At 42.6% G+C, this 26,637-nt stretch carries 24 protein-coding genes and 1 tRNA gene; 6 read left to right on the top strand and 19 right to left on the bottom strand.

Annotated features, from left to right (window positions below):
* Positions 1-11: 11 nt before the first annotated feature.
* The 11 genes from CFE23_RS13050 to CFE23_RS13000 form a co-directional block, all read right to left on the bottom strand.
* Entirely contained in the window at positions 12-1,433 is a 1,422-nt protein-coding gene (locus tag CFE23_RS13050; RefSeq protein WP_291088724.1) for an MBL fold metallo-hydrolase, read from the bottom strand.
* 86 nt (positions 1,434-1,519) lie between these two features.
* Positions 1,520-1,939, bottom strand: a complete 420-nt coding sequence (locus CFE23_RS13045; protein ID WP_291088722.1) for a DUF983 domain-containing protein — start codon at positions 1,937-1,939, stop codon at positions 1,520-1,522.
* A gap of 142 nt (positions 1,940-2,081) precedes the next feature.
* On the bottom strand, positions 2,082-2,873 hold the full coding sequence (locus CFE23_RS13040; protein ID WP_291088719.1) for a sulfite exporter TauE/SafE family protein: 792 nt from the start codon (positions 2,871-2,873) through the stop codon (positions 2,082-2,084).
* A 68-nt stretch (positions 2,874-2,941) separates the two neighbouring features.
* Positions 2,942-3,568 (bottom strand): Crp/Fnr family transcriptional regulator, encoded by a 627-nt coding sequence (locus tag CFE23_RS13035; RefSeq protein WP_291088717.1) that lies wholly within the window; start codon positions 3,566-3,568, stop codon positions 2,942-2,944.
* 26 nt (positions 3,569-3,594) lie between these two features.
* Positions 3,595-3,867, bottom strand: a complete 273-nt coding sequence (locus CFE23_RS13030; protein WP_291088715.1) for a tyrosine-type recombinase/integrase — start codon at positions 3,865-3,867, stop codon at positions 3,595-3,597.
* 47 nt (positions 3,868-3,914) lie between these two features.
* Complete coding sequence (locus tag CFE23_RS13025; RefSeq protein WP_291088713.1) at positions 3,915-4,364, bottom strand: phage integrase SAM-like domain-containing protein; 450 nt, start codon at positions 4,362-4,364, stop codon at positions 3,915-3,917.
* Between the two features lie 342 nt (positions 4,365-4,706).
* A tRNA-Val gene (locus CFE23_RS13020) sits at positions 4,707-4,781 on the bottom strand.
* 132 nt (positions 4,782-4,913) lie between these two features.
* On the bottom strand, positions 4,914-5,288 hold the full coding sequence (locus CFE23_RS13015) for a DUF4258 domain-containing protein (RefSeq protein ID WP_291088711.1): 375 nt from the start codon (positions 5,286-5,288) through the stop codon (positions 4,914-4,916).
* A 37-nt stretch (positions 5,289-5,325) separates the two neighbouring features.
* Positions 5,326-6,519: an alanine dehydrogenase gene (locus CFE23_RS13010; RefSeq protein ID WP_291088709.1), complete on the bottom strand. Its 1,194-nt coding sequence runs from the start codon at positions 6,517-6,519 to the stop codon at positions 5,326-5,328.
* 174 nt (positions 6,520-6,693) lie between these two features.
* Entirely contained in the window at positions 6,694-7,101 is a 408-nt protein-coding gene (tsaE, locus tag CFE23_RS13005; protein WP_291088707.1) for a tRNA (adenosine(37)-N6)-threonylcarbamoyltransferase complex ATPase subunit type 1 TsaE, read from the bottom strand.
* A gap of 30 nt (positions 7,102-7,131) precedes the next feature.
* Complete coding sequence (locus CFE23_RS13000; protein ID WP_291088705.1) at positions 7,132-8,688, bottom strand: response regulator; 1,557 nt, start codon at positions 8,686-8,688, stop codon at positions 7,132-7,134.
* Between the two features lie 143 nt (positions 8,689-8,831).
* Between CFE23_RS13000 and CFE23_RS12995 the strand changes: the two genes are divergently transcribed.
* Positions 8,832-10,559, top strand: coding sequence for a DUF885 domain-containing protein (locus tag CFE23_RS12995; protein ID WP_291088703.1), 1,728 nt, complete (start codon positions 8,832-8,834; stop codon positions 10,557-10,559).
* Here the strand turns inward: CFE23_RS12995 and CFE23_RS12990 are convergent, their stop codons facing one another.
* Positions 10,560-11,603 (bottom strand): formimidoylglutamase, encoded by a 1,044-nt coding sequence (locus CFE23_RS12990; protein WP_291088701.1) that lies wholly within the window; start codon positions 11,601-11,603, stop codon positions 10,560-10,562.
* A gap of 136 nt (positions 11,604-11,739) precedes the next feature.
* Between CFE23_RS12990 and CFE23_RS12985 the strand changes: the two genes are divergently transcribed.
* Complete coding sequence (locus CFE23_RS12985; protein WP_291088699.1) at positions 11,740-12,630, top strand: hypothetical protein; 891 nt, start codon at positions 11,740-11,742, stop codon at positions 12,628-12,630.
* Positions 12,631-12,686: 56 nt separating this feature from the next.
* On the opposite strand, the gene hutI is transcribed toward CFE23_RS12985, so the two are convergent.
* Positions 12,687-13,925, bottom strand: a complete 1,239-nt coding sequence (hutI, locus tag CFE23_RS12980) for an imidazolonepropionase (protein WP_291088697.1) — start codon at positions 13,923-13,925, stop codon at positions 12,687-12,689.
* Positions 13,926-13,993: 68 nt separating this feature from the next.
* Between hutI and corA the strand changes: the two genes are divergently transcribed.
* Positions 13,994-15,076, top strand: coding sequence for a magnesium/cobalt transporter CorA (gene corA, locus CFE23_RS12975; protein WP_291088695.1), 1,083 nt, complete (start codon positions 13,994-13,996; stop codon positions 15,074-15,076).
* Positions 15,077-15,122: 46 nt separating this feature from the next.
* Here corA and fumC read toward each other — a convergent pair whose 3' ends face one another.
* On the bottom strand, positions 15,123-16,520 hold the full coding sequence (gene fumC / locus CFE23_RS12970) for a class II fumarate hydratase (RefSeq protein ID WP_291088694.1): 1,398 nt from the start codon (positions 16,518-16,520) through the stop codon (positions 15,123-15,125).
* A 245-nt stretch (positions 16,521-16,765) separates the two neighbouring features.
* Between fumC and CFE23_RS12965 the strand changes: the two genes are divergently transcribed.
* Entirely contained in the window at positions 16,766-16,933 is a 168-nt protein-coding gene (locus CFE23_RS12965) for a hypothetical protein (RefSeq protein ID WP_291088692.1), read from the top strand.
* Positions 16,934-16,996: 63 nt separating this feature from the next.
* On the opposite strand, the gene CFE23_RS12960 is transcribed toward CFE23_RS12965, so the two are convergent.
* The 3 genes from CFE23_RS12960 to CFE23_RS12950 form a co-directional block, all read right to left on the bottom strand.
* Positions 16,997-19,159: a M12 family metallo-peptidase gene (locus tag CFE23_RS12960; protein WP_291088690.1), complete on the bottom strand. Its 2,163-nt coding sequence runs from the start codon at positions 19,157-19,159 to the stop codon at positions 16,997-16,999.
* 152 nt (positions 19,160-19,311) lie between these two features.
* Positions 19,312-20,562 (bottom strand): mechanosensitive ion channel domain-containing protein, encoded by a 1,251-nt coding sequence (locus tag CFE23_RS12955; protein WP_291088687.1) that lies wholly within the window; start codon positions 20,560-20,562, stop codon positions 19,312-19,314.
* 3 nt (positions 20,563-20,565) lie between these two features.
* Positions 20,566-20,841, bottom strand: a complete 276-nt coding sequence (locus tag CFE23_RS12950) for a DUF3817 domain-containing protein (RefSeq protein WP_291088685.1) — start codon at positions 20,839-20,841, stop codon at positions 20,566-20,568.
* 99 nt (positions 20,842-20,940) lie between these two features.
* Between CFE23_RS12950 and CFE23_RS12945 the strand changes: the two genes are divergently transcribed.
* Positions 20,941-21,465 carry a DUF6155 family protein gene (locus CFE23_RS12945; protein ID WP_291088683.1) on the top strand — a complete coding sequence of 175 codons (525 nt, stop codon included), beginning with the start codon at positions 20,941-20,943 and terminating at the stop codon, positions 21,463-21,465.
* Between the two features lie 39 nt (positions 21,466-21,504).
* Here CFE23_RS12945 and CFE23_RS12940 read toward each other — a convergent pair whose 3' ends face one another.
* Positions 21,505-22,137 carry a hypothetical protein gene (locus CFE23_RS12940; RefSeq protein WP_291088681.1) on the bottom strand — a complete coding sequence of 211 codons (633 nt, stop codon included), beginning with the start codon at positions 22,135-22,137 and terminating at the stop codon, positions 21,505-21,507.
* 139 nt (positions 22,138-22,276) lie between these two features.
* On the opposite strand from CFE23_RS12940, the gene CFE23_RS12935 reads away from it, so the two are divergent.
* Positions 22,277-23,815 (top strand): DEAD/DEAH box helicase family protein, encoded by a 1,539-nt coding sequence (locus CFE23_RS12935; RefSeq protein ID WP_291088679.1) that lies wholly within the window; start codon positions 22,277-22,279, stop codon positions 23,813-23,815.
* Between the two features lie 63 nt (positions 23,816-23,878).
* On the opposite strand, the gene CFE23_RS12930 is transcribed toward CFE23_RS12935, so the two are convergent.
* A partial coding sequence (locus CFE23_RS12930) for a T9SS sorting signal type C domain-containing protein (protein WP_291088677.1) occupies positions 23,879-26,637 on the bottom strand: 2,759 nt, incomplete at its 5' end.

Here is a 26,637-nt window from a genome sequence, read left to right as displayed (position 1 = left end):
CATCTTACTTTTTAAATTGTTTTTAAAACTTTACTTTGGCAAATGAAATCGGTTTTAGGCAAGGCTGTATTGGCAATGGCGTTGAACCCGCCTTCAATCTCTGTAAAATTATGGTAGCCGCGTGCCTGTAAGATTGATGCGGCAATCATGCTGCGGTAACCGCCCGCGCAATGCAGGTAGAAGTGTTTTTCGAGATTGATATCCTTTACCCAATCATTGATATAGGCCAATGGCTTGCTGTAAGCCTCTTCGAGGTGCTCAGATTCGTACTCACTTTCCTTACGGACATCAATGACCTCATCTTCGCCGATTTTCACTTTTTCAGCAAATGCTGCTGCTGTAATGCGGTCGATGGTGTCGAAGTCATATCCAGCTTTTTTCCAGACTTCGAAACCGCCATTGATGTACCCGATGATGTTGTCGAAACCCACACGGCTTAAACGGGTCACGGTCTCTTCTTCAAAGCCACGCTCGATTACCAAAATCACTGGCTGGTTTACGTCTGCAATCAGCGCACCAACCCAAGGTGCAAAATCACCGTTGATTCCGATATTTATAGATTGAGGAATAAAACCCTTATAAAAAATTTCATTGGGTCTCGTATCAAGAATTAAAGCGCCTGTTTCTTTGGTTACCGCTTCAAACTCGTCGGCATCGATTTTTCTCATGCCATTGTTGAATACGCTTTCAAAGCTTGCAATGCCCGATTTGTTCATGGCAACATTCATCCCGAAATAAGCAGGCGGCGGTAATAGCCCGTCAGTGACTTCTTTTACAAATTCGCTTTCAGTCATGTCTGCACGCAGCGCGTAATTCAATTTCTTCTGTTCGCCAATCGTAGAGACCGTTTCTTTGCTCATATTTTTTCCGCAGGCACTTCCGGCACCATGGGCAGGATAGACAATTACGTCATCGGGCAGTATCATGATTTTATCACGCAGCGAGTGGAACAGTGTAGCTGCCAATTGTTCTTTGGTCATCGATGCAGCCCTTTGCGCGAGATCTGGTCTTCCGACATCGCCGATAAAAAGGGTATCTCCTGAGAAAATAGCGTGTTCTTTTCCGTTTTCATCAATAAGCAGGAACGTTGTGCTTTCCATTGTATGCCCGGGCGTGTGCAATACTTTGATGCGGACATTTCCCAAGGCGAATTCCTGGCCGTCTGTGGCGGATATATGCCTAAAATCGGCAACGGCATTCGGACCGTAAATGATTTCGGCACCAGTTTTATTGCTAAGGTCGAGATGACCCGAAACAAAATCGGCATGGAAATGCGTTTCGAAAATGTATTTAAGGCTGACCTTATCGCGCTCCAGGCGTTCCATGTAAGGCTGTGTTTCACGAAGCGGGTCAATGATTGCCGCTTCGTTGCCTGAAGTGATATAATAGGCTCCTTGGGCCAGGCATCCAGTATAAATTTGTTCGATTTTCATTGTTTTGTTTTTATCAGGTTTTAATTCAAAATTACGGCAATGGACACCAGCACACAGTGACAAATATTACATTGCAAAAAAAGTTATTAATTTTCAGATGGAACCTTTACCGTCAATGGTTCAGGAGTATGGTACTTGTCATCATCGTGGAAAAACCACGATAGCCATAACAAACGTAACCATCGCATAAAAAAGGGCTGCAGCAGAATCAACAGTACGACATTTAAGATGAGCCAATAAAAAATGCGGCTGTCTCTGATTCCAATTCCTGTTGATGCGATCCAGGCAACAAATGTGACAATCGAAAACCCGACCGTCAGTGCATAGCTTACATAGCCTGTTCCATGGTAGAAACCAGGCTCTAGTTGGGTGCGCTGTCCGCAAACTTTGCAGCTCTCGACCATTTTATTGTTGGATCCCAATTGGTACCATTTGTGGGTGAACATTTCTCCTTTATGGCAACGCGGGCATTTTTCGGATAAGATATTTCGGATGTAATTGAACATGTTTTATTTTTTTGTAAAATTAGTGTGGAGCAGTTTGAGCTACAGTGACATTTGTTACACAGCCAGAACAATTGCTATTTTGTTCGATACAAGTTTATGGAGATGCAATGCAATAGCCGGTGACTAAAGTCACATAGGGTTTTTACTGTATAAAAAGTTCTTTTGCAATGATGTATAATCCCATCACCAAAACAAACCAGCCAAATACGGGCTTGAGTCTCGCGCCGTCGATTTTTTTGGACAGGGCTGTCCCGATGAGCATTCCGATAATCGCGATTGCGGCAATAGAAAGCAGGAGCTGGTAGTTGATGGAAACACCACTTAAGACATCTCCGCCAAAACCAATCATTGAATTGATAAAAATAATGAGCAATGAAGTTCCGACCGCTTGTTTCATCGGAAGTTTTGCGAAGAACAGCAGGGCAGGAATAATAAGGAAACCGCCGCCAGCGCCAAGGAATCCTGTGACAATGCCTACCAGAAACCCTATAAGCGACAGCCGAAGGGCATTAACACCACCAACATCTTCAACACCGGCTTTGGATTTCCTGATCATTGATGTGGACGCAGCAATCATCAACGCAGCAAAAACCACCATAATCAGCAGGTTTTTCGTTACGGCTACATTGCCGATCTCAAAAAGATTTGTGGGAATCGCGGGAAGCAGCAACTTGCGGACAAACAGCAGTGAAATTATCGACGGAAAGGCAAAAATGAGGGCCGCTTGTATTTTGAGGTTGCCAAGCTTATAATGCCTATAAGCACCGACCATTGCAGTGATGCCGACGATAAATAGCGAATAGCTCGTTGCATTTTCGGGATTTACTTTGAACAGGTATACCAGAATGGGTACGGTTAAAATGGAGCCGCCCCCACCAATCAAACCTAGTGCAATCCCAATTATTACCGAAGCGAGGTAGCCAAAATATTCCATCTTTAATAAATTTAAGTAAATATTGCGCTATAAATTCCGGTGGACTGTAACTTTTATCACACAGTGATTTATTTAAGCAACTCGATATGGTTGCGGTGCAGCTTGAGCAGTTGGCGTTGCTCCATTTTTTTCAATAATCTTGAAATCACTTCGCGTGAAGTATGGAGTTCCGAAGCGATATCCTGGTGCGATAATTTTAGGTCATAGCTGCCTAAGGCTTCTTTGTGACGCTTAAGATAAAACTCCAGGCGTTCGTCCATGGCACGAAACGCAATGCTGTCGATCACCTCTAAAACCTCTTCAAAACGGCTTCGGTAGGTATCGATCACGAATTCATACCATGAACGGTGTTGCATCATCCATTTGTCCATGAGTGGAAGTGGCACCATCACCAATTCGGCATCCTCGACAACCTTGGCCATAATCTGGCTCTTTTCGCTTTTGGTCGCGCAAATCATTGAAATCGCACAGGCCTGTCCGGGTTGCAGGTAGTACATAAAAAATTCACCGCCGTTATCGTCTTCACGGTAAATTTTGATAGTGCCACTCAGTACCAGTACGGTACTTTTGATGTATTGGCCGGTGCGCATGATTACGTCACCTGAGTGTACCGTCTGGAATACGGCGTTGTTGTCGATATCTTCGAGCAGCGGTTTTGAAAAAGTGGGGAACAGGGTTTTAATTTCGTTGGTCATTGATAATGTCTTTTAGTAAAGATCGTTTATTCGTGTAATAATAGGTAAGAGTGATTGACAGTTGTAAACCTAGCCCGCAAATTTTGCATGTCTTTGCTAACTTTGCTGTCAAGCACTCGTGCATAATGCTGAGTGGTTTGGATACTTTTATGACCTGGTATTTTGCTAACGCTTTCAATTGGAACTTCGTTTGTCAGCGTGACAGAAGTTGCAAATGTATGCCTGGCCATGTGAAAAGCGATTTCCTTTGTATTTTGGCAAAAGTAGCCAATCTCTTTTAAATATCCATTTTTGTCCATCGCCACCAAATTCCAATATGATCGCGGTGAAGTCCTTTTACATCAAACTAAGCAAGGCCAGTAAAGGCGCAGAAAATAACAATGTCGCGTTCCAATCCTGGTGTACGGAATTTCTTTGAGTAAATGTCTTTGATTTCTTCATCGGTTAAAAATTCGGTTTCAACTTCTTTCATTTTTCCATCGTACTTAACAAATGGATCCTTCTCAAGCCAGTCGTTATTGAGACAAATTTTGATGATTTTCCTAAATTTTCGGACATACTTAACAGCAGTATTGTTGTTGCAATTCTTTTCACTTCTTAAATAGAAATCAAACTCGGTAATCATTGCAACATCGATTTTAGAAATGGCAATGTCCTTAACATCGTATTTCCAAATTGGGAATTCTTTAAGGTATTTTAGGGAAATTTTGAAATGTTCAAGTGTTCCCGGTGCGTATCCATTTCCAAGGAGCCCTTTGATCTTATCATTATGCGCTTGGTAAATTGGGATAAGCATTCTGTCACGATCGGTTTGGCCAAAGAGGTGCTTCCTACAAGGTGTCAATATTTATAGCCTATCTTTTATGTGTTAACCTTTTAATTATTATTCAATTTATCTTTCTGAGCGATAGCAAACAAGATGTATAAATTTTGAACAGGTTATTGAACAGGCTTTAGATACTCGATGTTGCAAGCTTTAAAAGGTTTTAAGCGAGACCCTGATTTCAGTAATATTTTGGGTCTCGCTTTTGTCTCTTAAGAAATAAGATTAAATGAACAGTTTGAAATAGGCACCAAAGCAAAAAGCCGATAAACCATAAGATTTATCGGCTTTTGAAACCATTTGTAATTAAACTTGTGGGCGATGAGGGATTCGAACCCCCGACCCTCTGGGTGTAAACCAGATGCTCTGAACCAACTGAGCTAATCGCCCTAACATTCTTTAATTTCTTCCGACCACTTCCGATGAAAATCGGGATGCTCTGAACCAATTGAGCTAATTGCCCTGAATTGTGTCTGCAAATATACGTTTACAATTCAAATCCGCAAGGGAATTGCAAAATTATTATTGCTTTTTGATGTCGCGAAGTTCCGCCGCATCATCATAATTGATGACTTCCAGCGTGATGGCTTCTCCTTTTGAGTTCTTACCGTAGATGGTATATAGCTTGCCCGCTTTCAGCTTGATATTGCTTTTTTCAAAATCGACATCGCCATAAGTAAGTGTTTTCCTGACATCTGCGGTATCCACCCATTTTTCGCTGAGTTTCTGCAAAGCAAGGTCAGAGTACTTAAAAGGAACTTCGCGCAGGTGTTTTAAAACGCGGGCATTGGGGAAATAACTGCAGCTGGTTTCCTTACCATTCAAAATAAAAAACAGGAATATCATGCCAATCGCAAAGCCGCTAAGGTAGTAAGCCAGTCGTGTGTAAAATTTCATAGGGAAATAAATTTCGCCAAAGGTACGTTAACGCGGATTAAAACACAATTAAATTGATGTCGCTGTGCGCAATCCCAAACCATTCTCCAATCGCTTTGTTTGTCAAAATACCGTGGTAAAAATAGACACCGTGTTTCAGGCCGCTATTACAGCGTATCGCACTCTCTGCGCCGCCGTCTTCCGCAATCTGGATCAGGTACGGCGTAATGATATTACTGATTGACAATGAGGCGGTCTTGGAATATCTGGACGGAATGTTCGGCACGCAATAATGGATTACGTCATGTTTTACAAATGTTGGGTTTTCGTGTGTCGTGATTTCCGACGTTTCAAAACAGCCACCCGTGTCAATGCTGACGTCAACAATAACGGCTCCTTTTTTCATATGGGCCACCGTATCCTCCGACACTACGACAGGACAGCGGTCTTTGCCGCGCATGGCACCAATAGCGACATCACACCTGCGAAGCGCTTTCAATAAGGCTTTCTGTTGTATGGTCGATGTAAATATCCTGGAATTCAGGTTGTTTTGCAGTCTCCTGAGTTTGGTAATCGAATTGTCGAATACTTTCACACTGGCGCCCAGTCCAATCGCGGTCTTTGCCGCAAATTCACCGACAGTGCCCGCACCAAGAATCACCACATCAGTAGGAGGGACCCCGGTAATATTACCGAACAAAAGCCCTTTTCCATGGGCATTGTCAATCATCAGTTCCGCGGCAACTAGGACCGAGGCAGTGCCTGCAATCTCGCTCAATGATTTCACAGCAGGGTAAGAACCATCATCGTCCTTTATAAATTCAAAGGCCAGCGCCGTAATTTTCTTTTTATGCAACGCCTCGAAATAGCCTGCCTTCCGCGTTTTGAGTTGTATTGCCGAAATCAAAATCGTCTGTGGATTCATCATCTTGATTTCGTCAGCGGTTGGTGGTTCGACTTTTAAAATAATGGGACAACTGAAAACCTTCTTCGTATCCTGCGTTACCTCTGCGCCGGCATCGCTGTATTCTTTGTCTGAGTAACTGGAACTAAGGCCTGCACCAGCCTCAATCATGATGCGGTGCCCATGGGAGCATAGCGAATTTACCGCATCGGGCGTGAGGCATATCCTTCTTTCCTGATAACTGGTCTCCTTAGGGATACCGATAAAAAGTTCGCTTTTATGCCTGGCAATTTCCAGCTTTTCTTCCTGAGGCAGTAATTGCTGCTTCGTAAACGGGGTCAGTGACATAGGGCTTGGTGTAATTTTGCCCTAATTTATAAAAAAGTTACCATCTGGCAATGCCATTACCCAATCTGGAACAAATTTAAGTTATTACGAGCAGTACTGTGGCGCGCCCTTCTGGCCGGGCTCAACGCGGTCCACGAAAAATTTACAGAAATTTTCGGAGAAGTAAGTTCACAGCTATTGCAGCAGCAGCCTCCGACTTCCGTCAGCGAGCACGCTGATGTGGATTGTCGAATGTTGCTGCGGAATCAGGCTTGGGATTTTCTCTGCCCATTCAATGAAACACCATTCCCCAGAGTACAAATAGTCATCCATCCCCATGTCATAGGCTTCCCCTTCATTTTTCAACCGGTAAACGTCAAAATGGAACACTTTATGGCCCTCGGCCGCATCGTATTCATTCACTAGTGAGAACGTCGGGCTGCTGGTCGCGTCAGTAACGCCCAGCTGCTTCGATAATGATTTGATGAAAGTCGTTTTTCCGGCGCCCATATCGCCGTTAAATAAAATGACTTTTTTCGGGTTTTGGGCGAGAACATGCTGCGCGGCCTGTCCAATTTCGTCGAGGGAAAAAATAATTTCCAAAGTGTTGGTGTATTTTAGGTTTTAAACAATTTATTTCGGATTAAAGACTAAAAATGGCACAATCACTTCTTCCAGTGAGATCCCACCATGCTGATATGTATTTCGGTAGTAACTCACGTAATGATTGTAGTTGTTGACATAGGCAAGGAACAAATCATTTTTCGCAAAGATATAAGAACTGCTCATGTTGATGGAAGGCAGACCAATTTTCTTCGGGTCTTTTACCGCATATACGTCGCGGTCCTCATAAGTCAGGCTGCGTCCGGTTTTATACCTGAGGTTCAGGCTGGTGTTTTTATCACCGATTACTTTTGATGGATTCTTCACATTAATGGTACCGTGATCTGTGGTAATAATGAGTTTGAAACCAAGCTTTTGTGCCTGCTGTATGATTTCGAGCAAAGGCGAATTCCGGAACCAGCTTAATGTTAACGAACGATAGGCTTTGTCATCGGAAGCCAGCTCTTTCACAACGTCCATTTCGGTCTTGGCATGCGAAAGCATATCAACGAAATTATAGACCACAGTAACCAGGTCATTGGATTTTAACGACTTAAAATTTTCAACCAGTTTTTTACCGCCTGCAAGGTTTGTAATCTTAAAGTAGTCCTGTTTCAGGCTGCTAAGTCCCAGTTTTCTCAACTGTTCGGTAAGGAATTCTGCTTCATACAGGTTTTTTCCACCATCCTCTACGTCGTTTTTCCAATACTGCGGGTACTGCTTTTCCATGTCGGCAGGCAGTAATCCCGAAAAAATAGCATTTCTGGCATATTGTGTCGCCGTCGGTAAAATCGCGTAATACGGTGTTTCTTTTTCCAATTTATAGTAATTGGCTACGACGCTTTCAAAAACTTTCCATTGGTCGTAACGCAGGTTGTCAATCACCACAAAAAGCACCGGATGGTCTTTTTTCTTTAATTCAGGCACAACAAGTTCACGAAAAAGTGTGTGCGACATCACCGGACGGTCTGCTTTTGGTGCAAACCAATCTTCATAATTGCGTTCTATAAATTTTCCAAACTGGCTGTTGGCCTCGACTTTTTGGGATTCGAGAATCTGAATCATGGCCTGGTCCTGGATGTCCTCGAGCTCAATCTCCCAAAACAACAGTTTTTTGTACATTTCAATCCAGTCTTCATAACTATTGACCATCGCAAGTTCCATGGCAATTTTACGGAACTCCTTTTGGTAATCTAATGTTGTTTTTTCGGAAACAAGTCTGGAATGGTCAAGGTTTTTCTTTAAACTCAACAATATTTGGTTTGGATTTACGGGCTTGATCAGGTAGTCGGCAATTTTAGACCCGATGGCTTCCTCCATAATGTATTCTTCCTCACTTTTAGTAATCATAATTACCGGCGTGGAAGATTTTTTCTCTTTAATTTCCTGCAGGGTTTCCAGTCCGCTCATTCCGGGCATATTCTCATCAAGGAATACAATATCAAAATTGCCTTCTTCGAAAATATCAACAGCATCGCGGCCATTGTTACAGGTTGTTACGTTATAATTTTTCTTTTCAAGAAAAAGGATGTGCGGCTTCAACAGATCGATTTCGTCGTCAACCCATAAAATTTTTATCTGATCCATGCGATATTTTTTGAATTTGTTCGGCAATTTAACATTTATTGAACGATGTTTTCTTAAAACTATTGTAAAGTTGGAAGCGTCGGATTTTGATAAATTTATAAAGAAAAACTTATCTTTACAAGACGAAAAACACAAATCTATCCATGATGAAAAGAGCTTGCTTGGCCTTATTTCTGCTTATTACATTAACCTCTTGTCACAAAGAAAAATTAGACCAGAACAACGCTTTTGAAAATTATTCTAAAAATTTTGTCGAATCGTTGTGGTTGAATTTCCCGGATTATGCGGCTGCAAGCGGATTTCACAAATATGACAGTATTCTTTCGATTGATGACGCCCAGACGCTCACAAAGCAGCTTGCATTTGCGAATGCCAATCTGGATTCATTAAAAAAGTACGACGAAAAAAGCCTCAGTCCGGCAAACTATACGGATCAAAAAATGGTCCAGAATATGCTAAACGGATTTATTTTCAATATACAGGAAATGAAATCTTATGAGTGGAATCCGTCTGAATACAATGTCAGTTCTTCTTTTGCGGACATCCTGAATGGAAGCTATGATTCGCTTGCAGTCAGGCTGAGAAACATCAGCCGTAAATTAGAAAAGGTTCCCGATTACTATGCCGCCGCAAAGAGAAATATTAAAAATCCCACTTTAGAACATACAGCACTGGCTATTGCGCAGAATACAGGTGGGTTGTCTGTGTTCGAGAAAGACTTACCGGCTGTGCTTGCAAATTCGAAATTATCAGATTCAGAGAAGAGTGAAATCAAGAACAAGTCGGTGAAAGCCATCGATGCCATTAAGGATTATATCAACTGGCTGCAACATTTAGAAAACAAGACGCCAAGGGACTTCAGGTTGGGGCAAGCGCTATATGATAAAAAGTTTCAATTTGACATTGAATCCGCATACACGTCGGCGCAGATATACGACAAAGCGATCCAACACAAGAACGAACTGCATGCAAAAATGTTTGCAATTGCCGATAAACTGTGGAAAAAATACCTTGGCGATGCACCAAAGCCTAAAGACAAGAACCAACTGATCCGACAGGTAATTGACAAAATTTCGTTACAGCATACGTCGCCTGAATCATTTCAGCTGGAAATCGAGAAGCAGCTTCCGGAATTACTGGCTTTCATAAGGCAAAAAGATTTGATTTACATCGATCCGTCCAAACCGCTTGAGGTGCGCAAAGAGCCGGATTACATGGCCGGTGTCGCTGGTGCTTCCATCTCAGCACCGGGACCGTATGATAAAAATGCGAAAACGTATTACAATGTCGGCAGTCTTTCAGGATGGAGCGCAGAAGAATCAGAAAGTTATCTTCGGGAATACAACGACTATATTCTTCAGATTTTAAATATCCATGAAGCGATTCCGGGACATTACACACAACTGGTTTACAGCAATCAATCCCCAAGTTTAATAAAATCGATTGCAGGCAACGGCGCTATGGTAGAAGGCTGGGCAGTGTATTCAGAATTGATGATGCTGGAAAATGGCTATAAAAATTCGGACGAAATGTGGCTGATGTATTATAAGTGGAATTTAAGAAGTACCTGCAATACGATTCTTGATATCGGTGTGCATACCAAAAACATGAGCAAGGCGCAGGCACTTCATTTATTGATGGATGAGGCATTCCAGCAACAGGCTGAGGCAGAAGGGAAGTGGCGGCGTGTGAGTCTGACACAGGTGCAGCTTTGTTCTTATTTTACCGGATTTACCGAGATTTGTGAACTGCGTGACTTATATAAAAAGCAGGAAGGCAAAAATTTCAACCTGAAAAAGTTCCATGCAACATTCCTTAGCTACGGTAGTGCTCCGGTGAAATACATTGAGGATTTGATGATTACTAAATAATTATAACGGCTCGCTCACGTAATTTGCTTTAATGAAATCGGTGACCAGATAGCCGATTAATTTCCCAATAAGGTGTTTGTTTTTATCCTCTCCTAAGTCTGGAGCGCCTTCGCAGATATGGAGGTAGGCTGCATTCGGATTTTTGCCAAAATAGCTCACGAACAAACGGGTTTCTTCAATCGAATAACCACTCATGGTCATGGCACTGCTTGCAATATTGGGTAATGCGTCAAGGTCAATTTCAATGCCAAAAGGCTCGTTTCTGATAAAGTTCAGCGCATTGAACATTTCTTCATTAAAGCCCTTCTGCTTTCGGATATTGACTTCGTCATATGTGTTGTATCGCACCCTGTCTTCAATTTTTTTGATAATGTCCAATACGTTTTTCGAGGTATAACTTTCGTGCAATCCAAAAATAAAATATTTTCTAAGGAATCCTTCCTCATAGGCATATGAAAAACCATTTCCGCTGTGCCTTCCTTCAAGGATCCGGAAGTCAGAATGGGCATCGAAATTTATGGCATTTATCGGTTTTCCAAATGCCAGTGCGGCACCTTTAATATTTCCATAAGCGTTGTTGTGACCACCGCCGATAACAATCGGAATTTTCCCGGCCTTTATGATTGTAAATATAATATGGGCGACTTCCTTATCAATTTTTTCAACTGCGGCACTGAGTTTCTTGCGATCCTCAATCATGTTGAAATCCAAGCCTTCGACTTCCTCCATTTCTTTTTTAACATCCAGCGCTCCCAGGACAAGTATCCTTCCACCTTTACAAAAACGATTGTGCTGTATGTTTGCGATGCTGCTTATGGCACTGTACCAGGCAGACGCTGTGCCGGGACGTCCATAATTTGCGCGTACGCCGATATCCTCAGGAATTCCAAACAGCACATACTTCGCTTCGCAGGCTTTCATAAATTTCTCGGGGTCGGCACCAACAGGAATGGTGTGCATCTTCTCGCCGAATTTTATCTCGCCGCTCCTGAAGTTTGTCACTTTTGCCAGATCAGAAATCGTAAAAGGAATCAGTTTTTCCATCACAAAATTTTAGGTTTTAAAAATACTATAAAAGTATAAACTTACGTTAATTTCCTTGGTTTGGGAATTGTTTATTTTAAATTTGTTTAAATGAATAAGCACCAAACTATTATGAAAATCAGTAAAAATTTATTTTATGGAAAATCAAAAAAGTAATTCAAGTTTAAAAGCGGTAGTGGTTGTTTTGGCGCTTTTGCTGATGGGTAGCCTTGCCTACATTTTCAAAATGACGACCGATGCAAAAAAAATGGAGACAGAAGTAACTTCGGTGAAGTCTGAAAAGGATAATCTTCTGGATTCCCTCGCCATTGTAAAAAATACCTATGAACAGGCATTAAAAGACAAGACTGCTGTTTCGGATGAATTGATATCCGAACGCGAGAAGGTAGTCAATCTTATTGCAGATCTTAAAAAATCAAAAGGAGATGCTTCTTCTTTAAGGAAATACAGGGCGCAATTTAACGCGCTTCAGGCCAATATGAAAAAGCTGGTCGCTGAAAATGAAGAACTTAAAAAGCAGAACGAAACGCTTACCGTACAAAGGGACAGCACTGTTGTCGCGCTGGGACAGCAAAAGAAGTTTAATGATACCTTGGTTGTGCAAAATGAGAATCTGGCCAAGACCGTTGAAAAGGGTTCCAAACTAGTAGTGATGAATTTGAGAACACAGGCTATCAAAGAAAGAAGTTCCGGTAAACAAATCGAAACTGAAAAAGCAAGCCGCGCCGATAAAGTTAAAGTTTGTTTCGCTATTGCTGCAAATTCAATTGCAAAATCGGGGGATAAAACGTATTATATCCAGATTATTGATAGCAAGAACAATGTACTGGGCGACAAGAAAACGGAAACCTTTGGCGATATGAGTTTAACTTATAGTTTTACGAAAGTGGTGCCTTACAATAATCAGGCGGTTGACGTTTGTGAATACCTTGATGGGAATGGCAAGGATTTTGCTAAGGGAAGTTATTTTGTAAATATATTTGACAAAGGCGAATTGGTTTCTAAAACGACTTTTACACTAAAATAGAATTTTTCGGTTGGTTATTGATTCAAAACAGAAAGAGCCCCACGGGGGCTCTTTTTTTATGAGATAATTTCACCGTTAATGATCACATCTTCTATGTTATTATTTCCAAACTCATAAGGAAGTTGATAGAAAGAAGTCACCGGCTTGGTAATGATTAGATTCGCGTGCTTCCCTTTCGTTATGCTGCCATGGGTTTGCGAAATGCCCATTGCATAGGCGCCATTAATGGTCGCTGCGTTTACCGCTTCTTCCGGAGTCATTTTCATTTTGATACAGGCTGTTGCTACAACAAAATTCATATTTCCCGATGGTGTGGTACCGGGATTATAATCGGTTGCCAATGCCAAAGGCAAACCTGCGGCAATCATTTTGCGGGCTGGAGTGTAAGGAATACTTAGGAAGTAAGAGCAGGAGGGAAGTGCAACGGGCATTGTTCCGGATCCGGAAAGCGCTTCAATATCGTTGTCGGTCAATACTTCGAGATGATCAACCGAAAGTGCACCATGTTTCACGCAGGCTTCAATACCGCCAATTGCAGTAAATTGGTTGACATGGATTTTCGAAAGCAGGTTGTATTTCTTTCCCGCCGCCATAACCTGTTCCGTTTCTGCGACTGAAAAGTAACCCGTTTCAAGAAAAGCGTCAATATAATCTGCCAGGCCTTCTTTTGCAATTTCGGGAAGCATTTCATTCACAATCAAGTCAAGATATGCGGAATGATTTTCTTTAAAATCAGAAGGAAAAGCATGTGCGCCAAGAAAAGTGGCCTTAATGGCTACCGGGTAATTTTCTTTCAGTCTTTTGATCACGCGAAGCATCTTGAGTTCACCCGCAACCGTCAATCCATAGCCTGATTTAATTTCGACGGCACCCGTTCCCAGGCGCATGATTTGCTCGAGCCTGATTTTTGATTCATGGTAAACTGTATCTTCGTCAGCTTCATTTAGTTTTTTTGCTGAGTTTAGAATGCCGCCGCCCCGGTTAGCGATTTCCACGTAGCTTAGCCCGTTAATGCGATCGACAAACTCCCCGATACGGTTGCCGGCATACACCAGATGCGTATGGCTGTCGCACCAGGCTGGTAAAACGACACGTCCCGAGCAATCAATCTTACGGATATTTTTTAAATCCGGCACACAGTCCATTGTTCCAAAATCTGCAATATACGCGCCTTCAATCAACACCCAGGCATTTTCAAGCATCGGTAATGTAGCCATATCCGCGCCAGAAACTTTGTCAACGTGGATTTCACGAACTTGTAACAACTGGCTGATGTTCGTAAGTAGAGTAGTCATTCGGGAATTTTTCGTAAATGTAAATTGGAAATTTAAAAACTCCTATCTTTATGTAAAAATTATAGCCGTTGAAAAGAATTAAATACAGCAAAGTAAGGAAAGTACAGCCAAACTTATTTGAATATACCGGAAGCTATAAGAAAGACCCCGTCGAAATGCAGCTTTTTGTTTACGACGTTGAGGGATACGAGGAATATAGGAATGTAAGCATCGAAAGGGTTCGGAAAGAACTCGACGACCCTGAGCAGGAACTCGATGTGAAGTGGCTGAATATTCATGGGCTGCACGATATTGAGCTCATAAAGGAAATAGGAAATGTACTGCGCACTGAAACTTTTATCATTAGTGATGTCTTGAACGTACTACGCCGTTCCCGTATAGACGAATTTGACAACATGTTATTTTTCAGTATTAAATCAATTCTCGAAGAAACAGGATCTAATACTGTTAGAATTGAGCAGATTAGTTTTTTATTGACGGATAATACAATCGTGTCTTTTCAAGAGCGAAAGAGTGATTTCTTTTCCCACATCAGGGAACGGATTCGTACCGGTGGTGGGATTGTCCGGAAAAAGAAAAACGATTATTTGCTGTATCTGATGTTGGATGCCATAATCGAAAACTTTTTTATTACAATTGAAAACTATGAAGCCGATATTGAGAAATTGCTGATCGAGGCACAGCATTCTCATAAATCGGAATTCCTAAGCAGGATTGAACACGAACGTGAAAATTTGAACTACCTAAAACGGGCTATACTGCCGTTGCGTGATGCGCTTTATACATTGAAAAGCATTAAGGATGACGATGAGTTTGATGGAATTGAAAGTTCTAACTACACCTTTTTTGCACGCCTCCATCAAAAAGCGCTCGAGCTTTTGGAACAGATCGAATATGACGTCAATAATCTCGAAAGCGCTTCAAATATTTTCTATTCATCGCAGGCACAAAAGATGAATCAGATTATGAAAACGCTCACGATTTTTTCTGTAATCTTTATGCCTTTGACGTTTATTGTGGGCGTGTATGGAATGAATTTCGATAACATGCCGGAACTGCGGAGCAAAAACGGTTACTTTATCGTCCTTGGCGTAATGTTTGTTACGGTAATCCTAATGGTATTTTATTTCCGGAGAAAGAAATGGTTTTAAAGCAGAAAGTCCGCTCATGGCGGACTTTGCTATTGTATTTACAATTTTACTTAAGGCTTCCGACCATGTCTTCGGGTTTTACCCAGGCATCAAAATCTTCCGCGGAAACATAACCGAGGCGAACCGCTTCATCTTTTAAAGTAGTGCCATTTTTGTGTGCTGTCTGCGCAATTTCTGCAGCTTTATAATAACCGATTTTGGTATTTAAAGCGGTGACCAGCATGAGTGAATTGTCAACCAATTCCTTGATGCGTATATAATTTGGCTCGATTCCCTGTGCGCAGTGCTCGTCAAAAGAAACACAGGCATCACCCAATAGCCGTGCAGATTGCAGGAAGTTAGCGGCCATAACCGGTTTGAAGACATTCAGCTCATAATGTCCCTGCATACCGCCAACCGAAATGGCGACGTCGTTACCCATTACCTGTGCGCAAACCATCGTCAAAGCCTCGCATTGTGTTGGATTTACTTTCCCAGGCATGATCGAAGATCCCGGCTCGTTTTCAGGAATTAATATTTCGCCAATTCCGGAACGTGGACCTGAAGCGAGCATACGAATGTCGTTCGCAATCTTATTCAGGGAAACTGCGAGTTGTTTTAAGGCGCCATGTGTTTCGACGATCGCATCATGAGAGGCAAGTGCTTCAAATTTATTGGGCGCCGTTACGAAGGGATGGCCTGTGAATTGTGCAATATACGCGGCAACTTTTACGTCGTAGCCGTCAGGGGTGTTCAATCCTGTGCCTACTGCAGTACCGCCTAGCGCGACTTCTGATAGGTGAGAAAGCGTGTTTTTCAATGCTTTCAAGCCATAGCCCAGCTGTGCAGCATAACCTGAAATCTCCTGTCCCAAAGTTAATGGCGTCGCATCCATCAAATGCGTTCGTCCGATCTTGACGACATTTTTATATTCCGCAGCTTTCGCATCCAATGTCTTTTTTAATTTTTCCACACCTGGAATCGTGACTTCAACGACTGCTTTGTAGGCAGCGATATGCATTCCTGTTGGAAAAGTATCGTTTGAGGATTGCGATTTGTTGACGTCGTCATTTGCTTTAACGACGGCCTCACCTTCGCCAATGTTAAAGCCTGCCAACACTTGTGCGCGGTTTGCGATCACCTCATTGACATTCATATTGCTTTGTGTCCCAGAGCCGGTCTGCCAGATTACCAACGGAAATTGGTCGTCCAGTTTGCCTTCAAGAATTTCATCGCAAACCTGTGCTATCGCGTCGCGTTTTTCTTTGGGAAGCACGCCCAAATCGTGATTGGCATAAGCGGCAGCTTTTTTGAGGTAAGCAAAACCGCGGACAATTTCCAGCGGCATTGAAGCGGATGGACCGATTTTAAAATTGTTTCTGGAACGTTCTGTCTGGGCGCCCCAGTATTTATCGGCGGGTACTTTTACCTCGCCCATTGTGTCTTTCTCGATTCTGAATTCCATGGTAGTTATTTAATTTGAATTGGTTTGTCCGGCAGGGAGTCGTCCTAGCCCCGATCGCAGCGGATATCCTTTTTGTGTTTTTGTAAGAACACAGAAAGATAGCAGCGAAGAGCGGGAAAATGCTCCTAAAAAGCCTTGCCAAATTTAGGGATTAGCGTGGGTTTAAAAAAATATTTTGGCTGGTTTTATTGGCTGGTAAAAATATATCATTTACCTTTGGAAAGAATTCATAAATTCCGGAAAACATGTTTGAATTTCAACAGTATTTAGGCTTTTTAGCATTCCTTACCGTCCTAACGATCGGCTTTTGGCTGATGATTTTTCTGGTGAGTTTCGTAACCTATTGGGTTGGAGGCGCATTGGTCGAATTGGCGAAGGAGAAAAAAGCCAGGAGAAAATTAGAACAAGCTTAGTAAAGTTTGGTTTTAATAAAAAAGGTACGCAAAGCGTACCTTTTTTTTATGCGGTGTTTTTTCTTATTTTTTAACCACTTTGAAAGAAGAGGTTGTTTTTTCAAATTGCAGCATGCATATGTATGTTCCCGTTGCGAAAGCGGAGAGATCTACTACTGCATCGAACTGTTTTTTGTTAAATTCTTCCAACAGTTTTCCATCGAGGCTAAGAACTTTAATTCCCGTGATCTCGGTTTTTGACTTGATGTTAAGCAGGTTCGATGTTGGATTTGGATAGTAGGAGAAATCAACAATTCCTGCCTGATTTGTACCCAGGTTCATGCAGCTGAAATTTGCGTCCCAGCCCGCCAAGTTAGTATTTGTATCCGCATCAAACTGAAATGTGAGTGCACCACTTGCATGGGTTGATGTATATGGCCCAGGGGTTGTAAATCCAGTGATGGTAGCAATATTTGGAGAAAGACTATCAGGTCCGTCGAAAATGTAAAGAAAATCCCAGCCATCTTCGATAGCAACGCTGTTGAAAGAAACTTTTATTTTGTCATTTGGATTTAACGGCATTACCGTTCTCGTCCAGTCTTCATAATCAGCATAATTATTGTCCAGTCCACCTGAATCGGTAAAAGACTGTCCGGCACAAAAGTCGGCGCCTGTCGTAAAGTAATAACATTTTGGCACGGCTTCCATGCTAACCGGACACGCCGAGCGTACACAAATATTGTAATTGGTATTGGGTGATAAACCAACCAATGTATATGGATTTGTACTCACAGGCGTCCAGGTAGTCGGCTCATAAGGATAAGTAGAAACAGAAACTTCCCAGGCGGAATTTGTGGTGTCTGCATCTGTCCAATTTAAAGTTGCGCCTGTTTGGGTTACCTCCGTAATAGTAAGATTGTACACCTGTGAAATGCAGGTGTTTACACAATCGGAGCTTAAACAAGTTGAAGATTCTACATTTTGCAGAATACGGGCAGCCGGTTGTGGTCCAAACCCGTTTGCAAAATTAATCCCAACGCCCTGAAGTAAATGGCAATAACTCATAATCGTACCACCTGTGTCAGCTGTGGGAACATCGCCAATAGGACAATTGCCTTCCGCATAGATTGGATTTGCAGTGGTAGCACAACCATCAATCGCAGATCCATCACCGTTCCAATAGCAGCCGTGTGTATGGGGTGAGCCGAGTAAATGGCCCAACTCATGCGTAATCACTTCCACGGTCCAGGAAAAAACAGGGACCGTATTCACTTCAAAAAATACATCGGAGTAACTATAATTATTGTCAGAACAAAGTCCGTCAACAACTGCAGCAACGCCACCAAGGCCGCTGTCAATCCCAACCAATTGTCCCACATCTCCGTTAAAAACGGGTCGCTGGGCGTGAAACTGCTCAAGAAATTGCCAGGAGAAATCTCCGGTATAAGGGTCGGGTGAAGTCCAAATATATATCGATTTGATGGCAACATTAATTCCGTCATTGCTGTACAAGGTCTGTACATTATTGAATGTAGAAGCCATCCAGATGTTGGTTTGTGTTACATCACTGCCATTTGCCACAAACATATCGTAATCGATCTCGAAGTAGACAGTGACACAGCGCAATGAGGCAGTGGACCTATTGGTTTCTGAAATTTGCGGTGTGTTTTCAGCGATTTCCTTTGCTTCACATTTGAAAGAATTGTCAATTTTGAGCTTTGCGTCAGAATAAATAATGTAATTGGTAAGGTTGTCTTTGATTTCCAGTTTAGCAATTACAATATTCCGGTATTGATGTCCGGAGATGATCCCGTTCATCTGATTGTGAAAAAAGTTAAACGACACCAGTGAACTGTTATCTCCTTTAATAATGCCGCGATAGTGGACACCTGATGCCAATGAAAGATGTCTTTCCTTGTCTGTATTGACTTCAAAGCCTTCAGCCTGGATTTCAACTTTGTAAAGCACAACTGAAATTACAGTGTTATTGTAAGGGATTTCAAGTTCAAGATAATCAGCCTTACGAGAAACAATTTCATTGACAACGTCGGCATTGATGGTGGCAATCGTGGCGTTGTCGACCGTATTTTTATAACCTGAAAACGACGGTGACGCATTTACGGTAAATGGGGAATAAGTTCTAAAAACCGTATTTGCCCGATTCAATTCCGCGATTTTCCCGGCGACCTTTCCGGTTTGGGCAAAAGCAGTGAAGCTGAGTAAAAAGAATAGTATTATTTTTTTCATAGCGTTTGTTTAGTTTCCAAATGTATCAAATAAATGTAAAACGTTAAAAATTAGTCCGCCAAAATGTTTGAACTGTAAGTAATTACGTAGATTATTATCCTGAGGATTAAAAAACATGTAATTAGTTGATTCTGTTGTTTAAAAATCCGAAACTACTCGACATCGCCGGAATACATTTCATAAATGACGAGTCCAAAATAGCCGACAGATGCGAAAATATGGTCGAAAATGTCCGCCATAATATACTCGTAATTTTCAAATCGCTTGTCACTTGAAAATGTATAAATTTCAAGCGGAATACCGTGCGGAGTAGGTTGAAGCTGGCGGCAAAGCAAAATCATGTCGCGGTTGAGGCCGGGATAGTTTTGCAGGTATTGCGTGATGTATTTCCGGAACAAACCAAAATTGGTCATGTTCCTGCCATTGATCAAAATAGATTTGTCGATATTGCGGGTCTTGTTGAATTTGTTGATGTCTGTCTGGCGCTGGTCGATGTAAGCCGAGACCAAATGAATTTTTTTCAGGTCTTCCAATTCGTTGTCTTTCAGGAAACGAATGCTCGAGGCTTTAATCAAAATATGCCTCTTAATCCTCCGACCGTCAGAACTAAGCATACCGCGCCAGTTGCGGAAAGAATCTGAAATCAGGCTGTAGGTCGGAATAGTAGTAGTGGTATTATCAAAGTTACGTACCTTGACGGTCGCAAGATTGATTTCGATCACATCGCCATCCGCACCGAATTTATCCATTGTGATCCAATCCCCGATGCGGACCATATCGTTCACGGAAACCTGGATGCTCGCCACAAAACCAAGGAGTGTATCGCGAAAAATCAACAGCACAATTGCCGAAATGGCGCCAAATGTTCCCAATAAAGCCTTGAAAGAAATATTAAAAAGGGAAAGGAATATCGCGGTGATGCCAAATGTCCACAAGACGATCATGATGACCTGAATGTAGCTGTCAATCGGTTTGTCGCTGTAGCGCGGAATCTGTTTGAGGTAATCGCGAAGCGCATTAAAGATGCTTCGGATAATCCATAGCACCAGCAAGACGATATACATTTTGGTCAGTTTTCCAAAAATCGGTTCCCAATAATCGAAATTTCGGAAAATGATAGGTACTGATTTGTAAACGAACAGGAGCGGAATCAAATAAGCGATGTATTTGGCGGTTTTATTGGAAACCAGCAAATCGTCAAAACGCGTTCTTGTCCTGCGTGCCAGCATGATCATTGCCCTGACCAGCACAAATCGAAACGCTACATAAATTCCATAGGCCAGGAAATAGAGCAGCACCAAGTCGAATAAAAGGCTAAAATAGGATGCCAACGTTTCATTGACATGCCAGGATTTTAGCAATTTGTAGGACCAGCCGAAAATAATTTCCATGACTTTATGCATGGCCTAAAGGTATTTTTTTTCTACGTAAAATGTTCCAAAAGGCAATATTGAAGCGACTCCTATGATGACAAATTTCTTTGTTGGCCAACTTAGCTCAATCTTCAGTATGATGGCAAGGATCACATAAGCGACAAACAAAACACCATGTGTCATTCCGATCGGATATAAAAGCTGATGGTATAACTCCGGGTTGTTGTGCTTTATGAACAGCATGTTCGAAAACAGGGCGAGATAGGAAATCCCTTCCAGGATTGCAATGACTTTAAATAGTTTCAACATTAATTTGTATATTTAGTATGGCCGGAAAATGATGATACAAAATTAAGTATTATACTTACATCATTTAAGACAAATACACATTAGTTTCAAATTATAGACATGAGCAAACGCGACCTAAAGAAATACCTTGCGGGACTTACGAAAGAGCAGCTGGAAGAACAGTTTACAACGTTGTACGAGAAATTCAGCGAGGTAAAAACGTACTACGATTTTGTCTTTAACCCGAAAGAAGAAAAATTGATCGGCGTTGCAAGGGCTAAGATTGCGAACGAATATTTTCCTGTAAAATCGAAAAGGCCCAAATTGCGCCGCTCTGTCGCCCAAAAATACATCAAACACTTTATCACACTTGGCGTTGATCCTATTGCACTTGCCGACCTGATGCTGTTTACCATCGAAACCGCCCAGAGATTTTCGGCGAAACGCGAAATGAAATATGCTTCATTCTACAAAAGCATACAAACGGCTTATGAGCAGGCGGTAAACTATATTATTGCAAATGGCCTGGCAGCCGATTATCGGGTCCGGGTCCTTGCCATCGCAGAGGAAGCTAAACGCCAATACTGGGAAAACCAATACGAGTTCGAAAGGCTGGGGGAGACGATTGGGTTTCTGGAGGATTAATTTTTGGTTTTTGAACGGTTGTTTATAATGCGAATTGGATTAAGGCAGTATAACTTTGCCAAAAATATCCAGCCAAAGGATAAATCCTGTGACCCCGCCGACAATTCCGGAAATCATAAAAGTCAGGCGATAATCACGTGGTATGAAACTTAAAATCACCCATAAGAGTACTGAACAACCGATGGCTCCGGTAGAAAACAGAATCGTCCATTTGGGCCATTCAAGATAAGCGGCCAGCCGGAACTCGTCTCCGCGACTGGAGAATTCCCCACTGTCAAGATATCGTATCACCAACATGACGCTATTTGAGAATTGCCTTAGCCAGAATAAAGCTGTAAATACCATCAGCCATTGCCGCCAATTGAGTTTTTCAGCGCGATAAAAATCTTTGCGGAAAAGGTATAGTAAAATAACGCCTATACTTCCTGTGAGCATCGTCTGCAACGGTCCACCAAGTAGAAAAACAAGTCGGGCGGTTCGTGGCATTCGTGGCCCATGATGTGTGGTCATCCCATAATGCACCACTGCATCAAATCCCATCAATCTGCAGGCGATATAATGGCCGCATTCGTGAGAAACTGTTCCGATGACTGTTGCTGCAATAAAACCCAGCGTAAGGCAAACGAATAGTTTTGGATCAAAACGTAAGGGTATTAAATTGGAGTCCACCATTATTGATTTGTATTATCGGTCATAAAAATAAATCAAATTTGTAAAGCAGTACTAAAAGTTAAATTGAAAATAAAAGTCCGTTTAACTTCTTTTTAGGTGTACTTTTGCAAAAACCGGAATTTTTCCCACTACGGAATACATGAAACAAAACCCCGCCGACTTCGAAGTTCTGGATAAGAAAGAGCTGTATGCCTATCAAAAAGGTGACATTGACACTATTTTTGAGCGTATGGACAATACGCCGCCTGATTATCATCTGCTTTACCAATTGCCCACAGGGGGCGGTAAGACGGTAATTTTTTCGGAGATTGTGCGCCGTTACCTTCAAAAGCACGATAAAAAAGTGGTGGTTTTAACACACCGGATTGAGCTGTGTCGTCAAACGTCAAAGATGCTCAGTGGTTTTGGTGTAAAAAATAAAGTCATCAACAGCAAAATAAAGGAATTGCCGGACCAGGAAGATTATTCCTGCTTCGTGGCGATGGTTGAAACGCTGAAGAACCGGCTTAACGACGAAATCCTGCACATTGACAATGTGGGCTTGGTTATTATTGATGAGGCGCATTACAATTCGTTCCGTAAATTACTGGGCTCCTTCAAAAATTCGTTTATCCTGGGTGTGACTGCAACACCGCTAAGTTCGAATATCAGGCTCCCGATGAACGAGAATTATGACGAGCTGATCGTAGGCGATACTATTGCGTCATTGATAGAAAAAGGTTTCCTGGCCAAAGCCGTAACATATACCTACGATGTCGGGCTGACGTCATTAAAAGTGGGGATCAACGGTGATTATACGGTAAAATCCTCTGACGAACTGTATTCAAATATGGTGATGCAGGAAAAGCTACTTCATGCTTATACGGAGCAGGCATTGGGAAAAAAGACACTGATATTTAATAACGGAATCCATACGTCGTTGTACGTTTATGAAACCTTCCGCAATGCCGGTTTTGGCATCAGGCATCTTGACAATACCAGCAGCGCCGAGGAACGCAAGGACATCTTGAAATGGTTTAACGAAACTCCGGATGCGATTTTGACTTCGGTTGGCATCCTCACCACCGGTTTTGATGAGCCTACTGTTGAGACGATTATACTCAATCGGGCTACAAAGTCGCTCACGCTGTACTTTCAGATGATTGGCCGTGGATCGCGAAAACTGGAAAACAAGGATGAGTTTGTCGTCATTGACTTAGGCAATAATGCGGCGAGATTTGGGCTGTGGAGTGACCCTGTGAATTGGCAACACATTTTTAAAGCGCCTGAGTTTTATCTGGAAAACCTGCGAGACGATGCGGATATCGAAATGAATTTCAGGTATACGATGCCGGAAAGTTTAAGGGCAAAATTCAGCAATACGCCAGACATTGATTTCGATGTGGAAGAAGAACATAAATTAGCCATAAAGCAAAATTTACGTTCCAAAACAGTATTGGACAAGTCTCTGGAACAACATGCAGCGATGTGTGTCGACAATACAGAGACGCTGCCTGAAGCCAGAAACCTTAGTAAAGAATTGCAGGAAGATATTGAATACCGGATTCGTAAATACTCCAACTGCCTGAGCCATTGCAGCAAAAATTACAGGGAGTGGCTTGTTGAGGATTACAAGCTAAAATTGTTGTTGCTCATTGGTAAAAAATACCGTGAAAAGATTTTCCGCGAAGCCGAATAAAAACCAAAAACGCCCACTGTTAAACAGCAGGCGCTTTCAGCGATTTTAGATTTATTCAAGATTTTAAAACACTACTTTTTTAGTAACCGTGACACCATGGTCATCGGTGACCTGTACAATCAGTACCTGTTGCTCTGCGCGTAAATCGTTCAGAACGAAATTGTTGGAGCGGACGGTATCTTTTTCCAAAAGTTGCCTTCCCCGAACATCAAAAACCTTAATACGCTCCATAGTGGCAGAACCGGATTCAATATGCAATACGCCATCGCGTTTAAACGCAACAATACGATATTCGTTAATTGAAGGGTTTTGGATTTCGAGCGGCGCATTTTGGTAAATGATCGAAAAACGTGCTGCAAAAGACCCGGACACAGAAGCAAAACTATACGCCGAATTTTTAAGGTCGTGAACCGCGCCAGACAAGTTATCTCTCAGGAAAATGTGCTGGTCACCGCTGAATAATCCGTCGGTATGGTCAATCGAAATCGTGTAAGTTCCATTGGTCGCTGCATTAAACGATAACGGTACTTCATCGATAATTTCAAATGGAACAGGACGGGCCTGTATTACAAATTCCCCATTGTTGATAAGGCTTGAGATGGAACTGCTGTTGGTGGGCATCATCCTTCCGTCCATAGCGGCATCTTCACCTATAGTTGCGTTGGTTGCATAGGCCACAAGCATTTGATTGGCAGGTGACTCACCTTCAGCAAGATTTAGCCAGATTCGGTGTTTTTCGGTTTGGGCCGTTCTGAAGAACTGGTTTTGGTTATTTCCTATTCGCATCGCATTCGTGAAATTTGCCATCCCAGCGGCATCAGGCCGAAACACAAATCCCTGGCCTACCTGAATACTGCCATTCGGCTCCACGCTGCCGGACGCCGATGCGGTTCCGCCAATGGTTGTATATGTGGAATAATTCTCCCCTGATCCCGCCGCCTGGTTGTTGTGAGTCCAGAAATACATAGTCCCGGGATTCTCAGCAAGGAAAAGATTGCCGTCAACGGTTGAAGGGTAGGGATTTCCGATTAAATTGTAACCCTGGTTGTTCATGGATGCTAAAATAGAATAGTCGCCATTGCGCGGAACACCTGTAAATATTCCTGTAAACGTGGAAGGGGTCGTGGTGAAATTATTTGGCGCACGGATGGCATATCCCACCGCTGGTGCAAACGAAGTTGTTGCGGCATTTTGCTGAACAAAAGCGTTACTGGTTTCATCGATTGTCATAAACCGATTTGCGATTGTCTGAGGAGAAAAGGAGAGTAGCATTTGGTTATTCACCGGTGAAGCCCAGTAAGTGTAGTCAAGACGTCGCATCGTAGTCGCTCTTTTCACCTTAATATTTCCAGAATTGGTGCTTTGATCAACCTGCACCAGGTTCGCGTTGCTTTCGAAAGTTAGTGTTGACCCGGGATCTACCACGACTGCCCCTGTTATTTTAAAGTCATTTCCTCCCAATACAACCACCTGTGCGTTATTGGTAACGGTTAATGAACATGCCTGAAGGTCTGAAATCGCCGTGAAATTACCCGCAATTATTGCCGGCTGATCTGCTACGGGATAGTTGTTGCTCCAAACGGTACCGTTCCATGTAGTTGGTACGGTACAATAAGGAACTGCATCAGTCATTCCGTTGCAGTCGTCATCGATGCCATTGTCCAATATTTCAAACACACCAGGATGAACCGTGTTGTTATTGTCATTGCAGTCAAATCCGTTTGTTGTTTCCATATAAGGTGCAGGCACTGCCGCTCCATAACACACGATTTCTGTGCCGCCGTCGTAACCATCCTGATCTTCATCGATATATAGCGCATTGCTTTGCCAAACCAAAACGTCACCATCGTTGCAGTCCGTATTGCTGAGGACACCGTTGCAGGAAACTTTCAGCATAGACCCAAATCCGTCTCCATCGGTATCGGCATAGCGTAGTTGGTCGTCGTTGCAATCGATGTTATTTGCTACGCCGCAAGCCACCGTCGTATTAGATCCAAAGCCATCGGCATCGGCATCGAGGTATTGTAACTGGTTGTCATTGCAGTCGATGTTATTCGTAACGCCACAGGCAACCTGCGTGTTCGAGCCAAATGAATCGCCGTCGAAATCAAGGTATTGGATTTGATCGTCATTACAATCAGTATTGTTTGTAACACCGCAGGCAACCAGCGTATTTCTTCCAAAAGTATCGCCGTCAGCATCGAGGTACTGCAATTGATTGTCGTCACAATCGTTACTGTTTGCGAGACCACAAGCCACCTGAATATCCGAACCAAAACCGTCTCCATCTGAATCGGAATATTGAATTTGGTCGTCATTGCAATCTGAATTGTTTATAACGCCACAGGCAACATAACTATTCCTTCCGAATCCATCGCCATCGGCGTCAAGGTATTGGAGTTGGGTGTCATTGCAATCCAGGTTATTTGCGAGTCCGCATGCCACCTGGATGGTCGATGCAAAGCCGTCACCATCGGAATCGAGGTATTGAATTTGGTCGTCATTGCAATCTGAGTTGTTTATAACGCCGCAGGCTACATATGTATTCCTTCCGAATCCATCGCCATCGGCGTCAAGATATTGGAGCTGGTTGTCATTGCAGTCTGAACTATTGGGTACGCCACAGCCTACAAGTGTAACAGAACCAAACCCATCGCCATCTGAATCCAGGTATTGAAATTGGCCGTCGTTGCAGTCACCATTGTTTGCTACACCACATCCGACGAGGGTATTTGCTCCAAATCCGTCTGCATCTGCATCGAGGTACTGTAATTGTGCATCATTGCAGTCTGAATTATTGGGTACGCCACAGCCTACAAGGA

Source organism: Flavobacterium sp. BFFFF1 (assembly GCF_002256285.1).
In the GTDB taxonomy this organism is placed as follows: domain Bacteria; phylum Bacteroidota; class Bacteroidia; order Flavobacteriales; family Flavobacteriaceae; genus Flavobacterium.
This window is presented reverse-complemented; position numbering and strand designations above follow the sequence as displayed.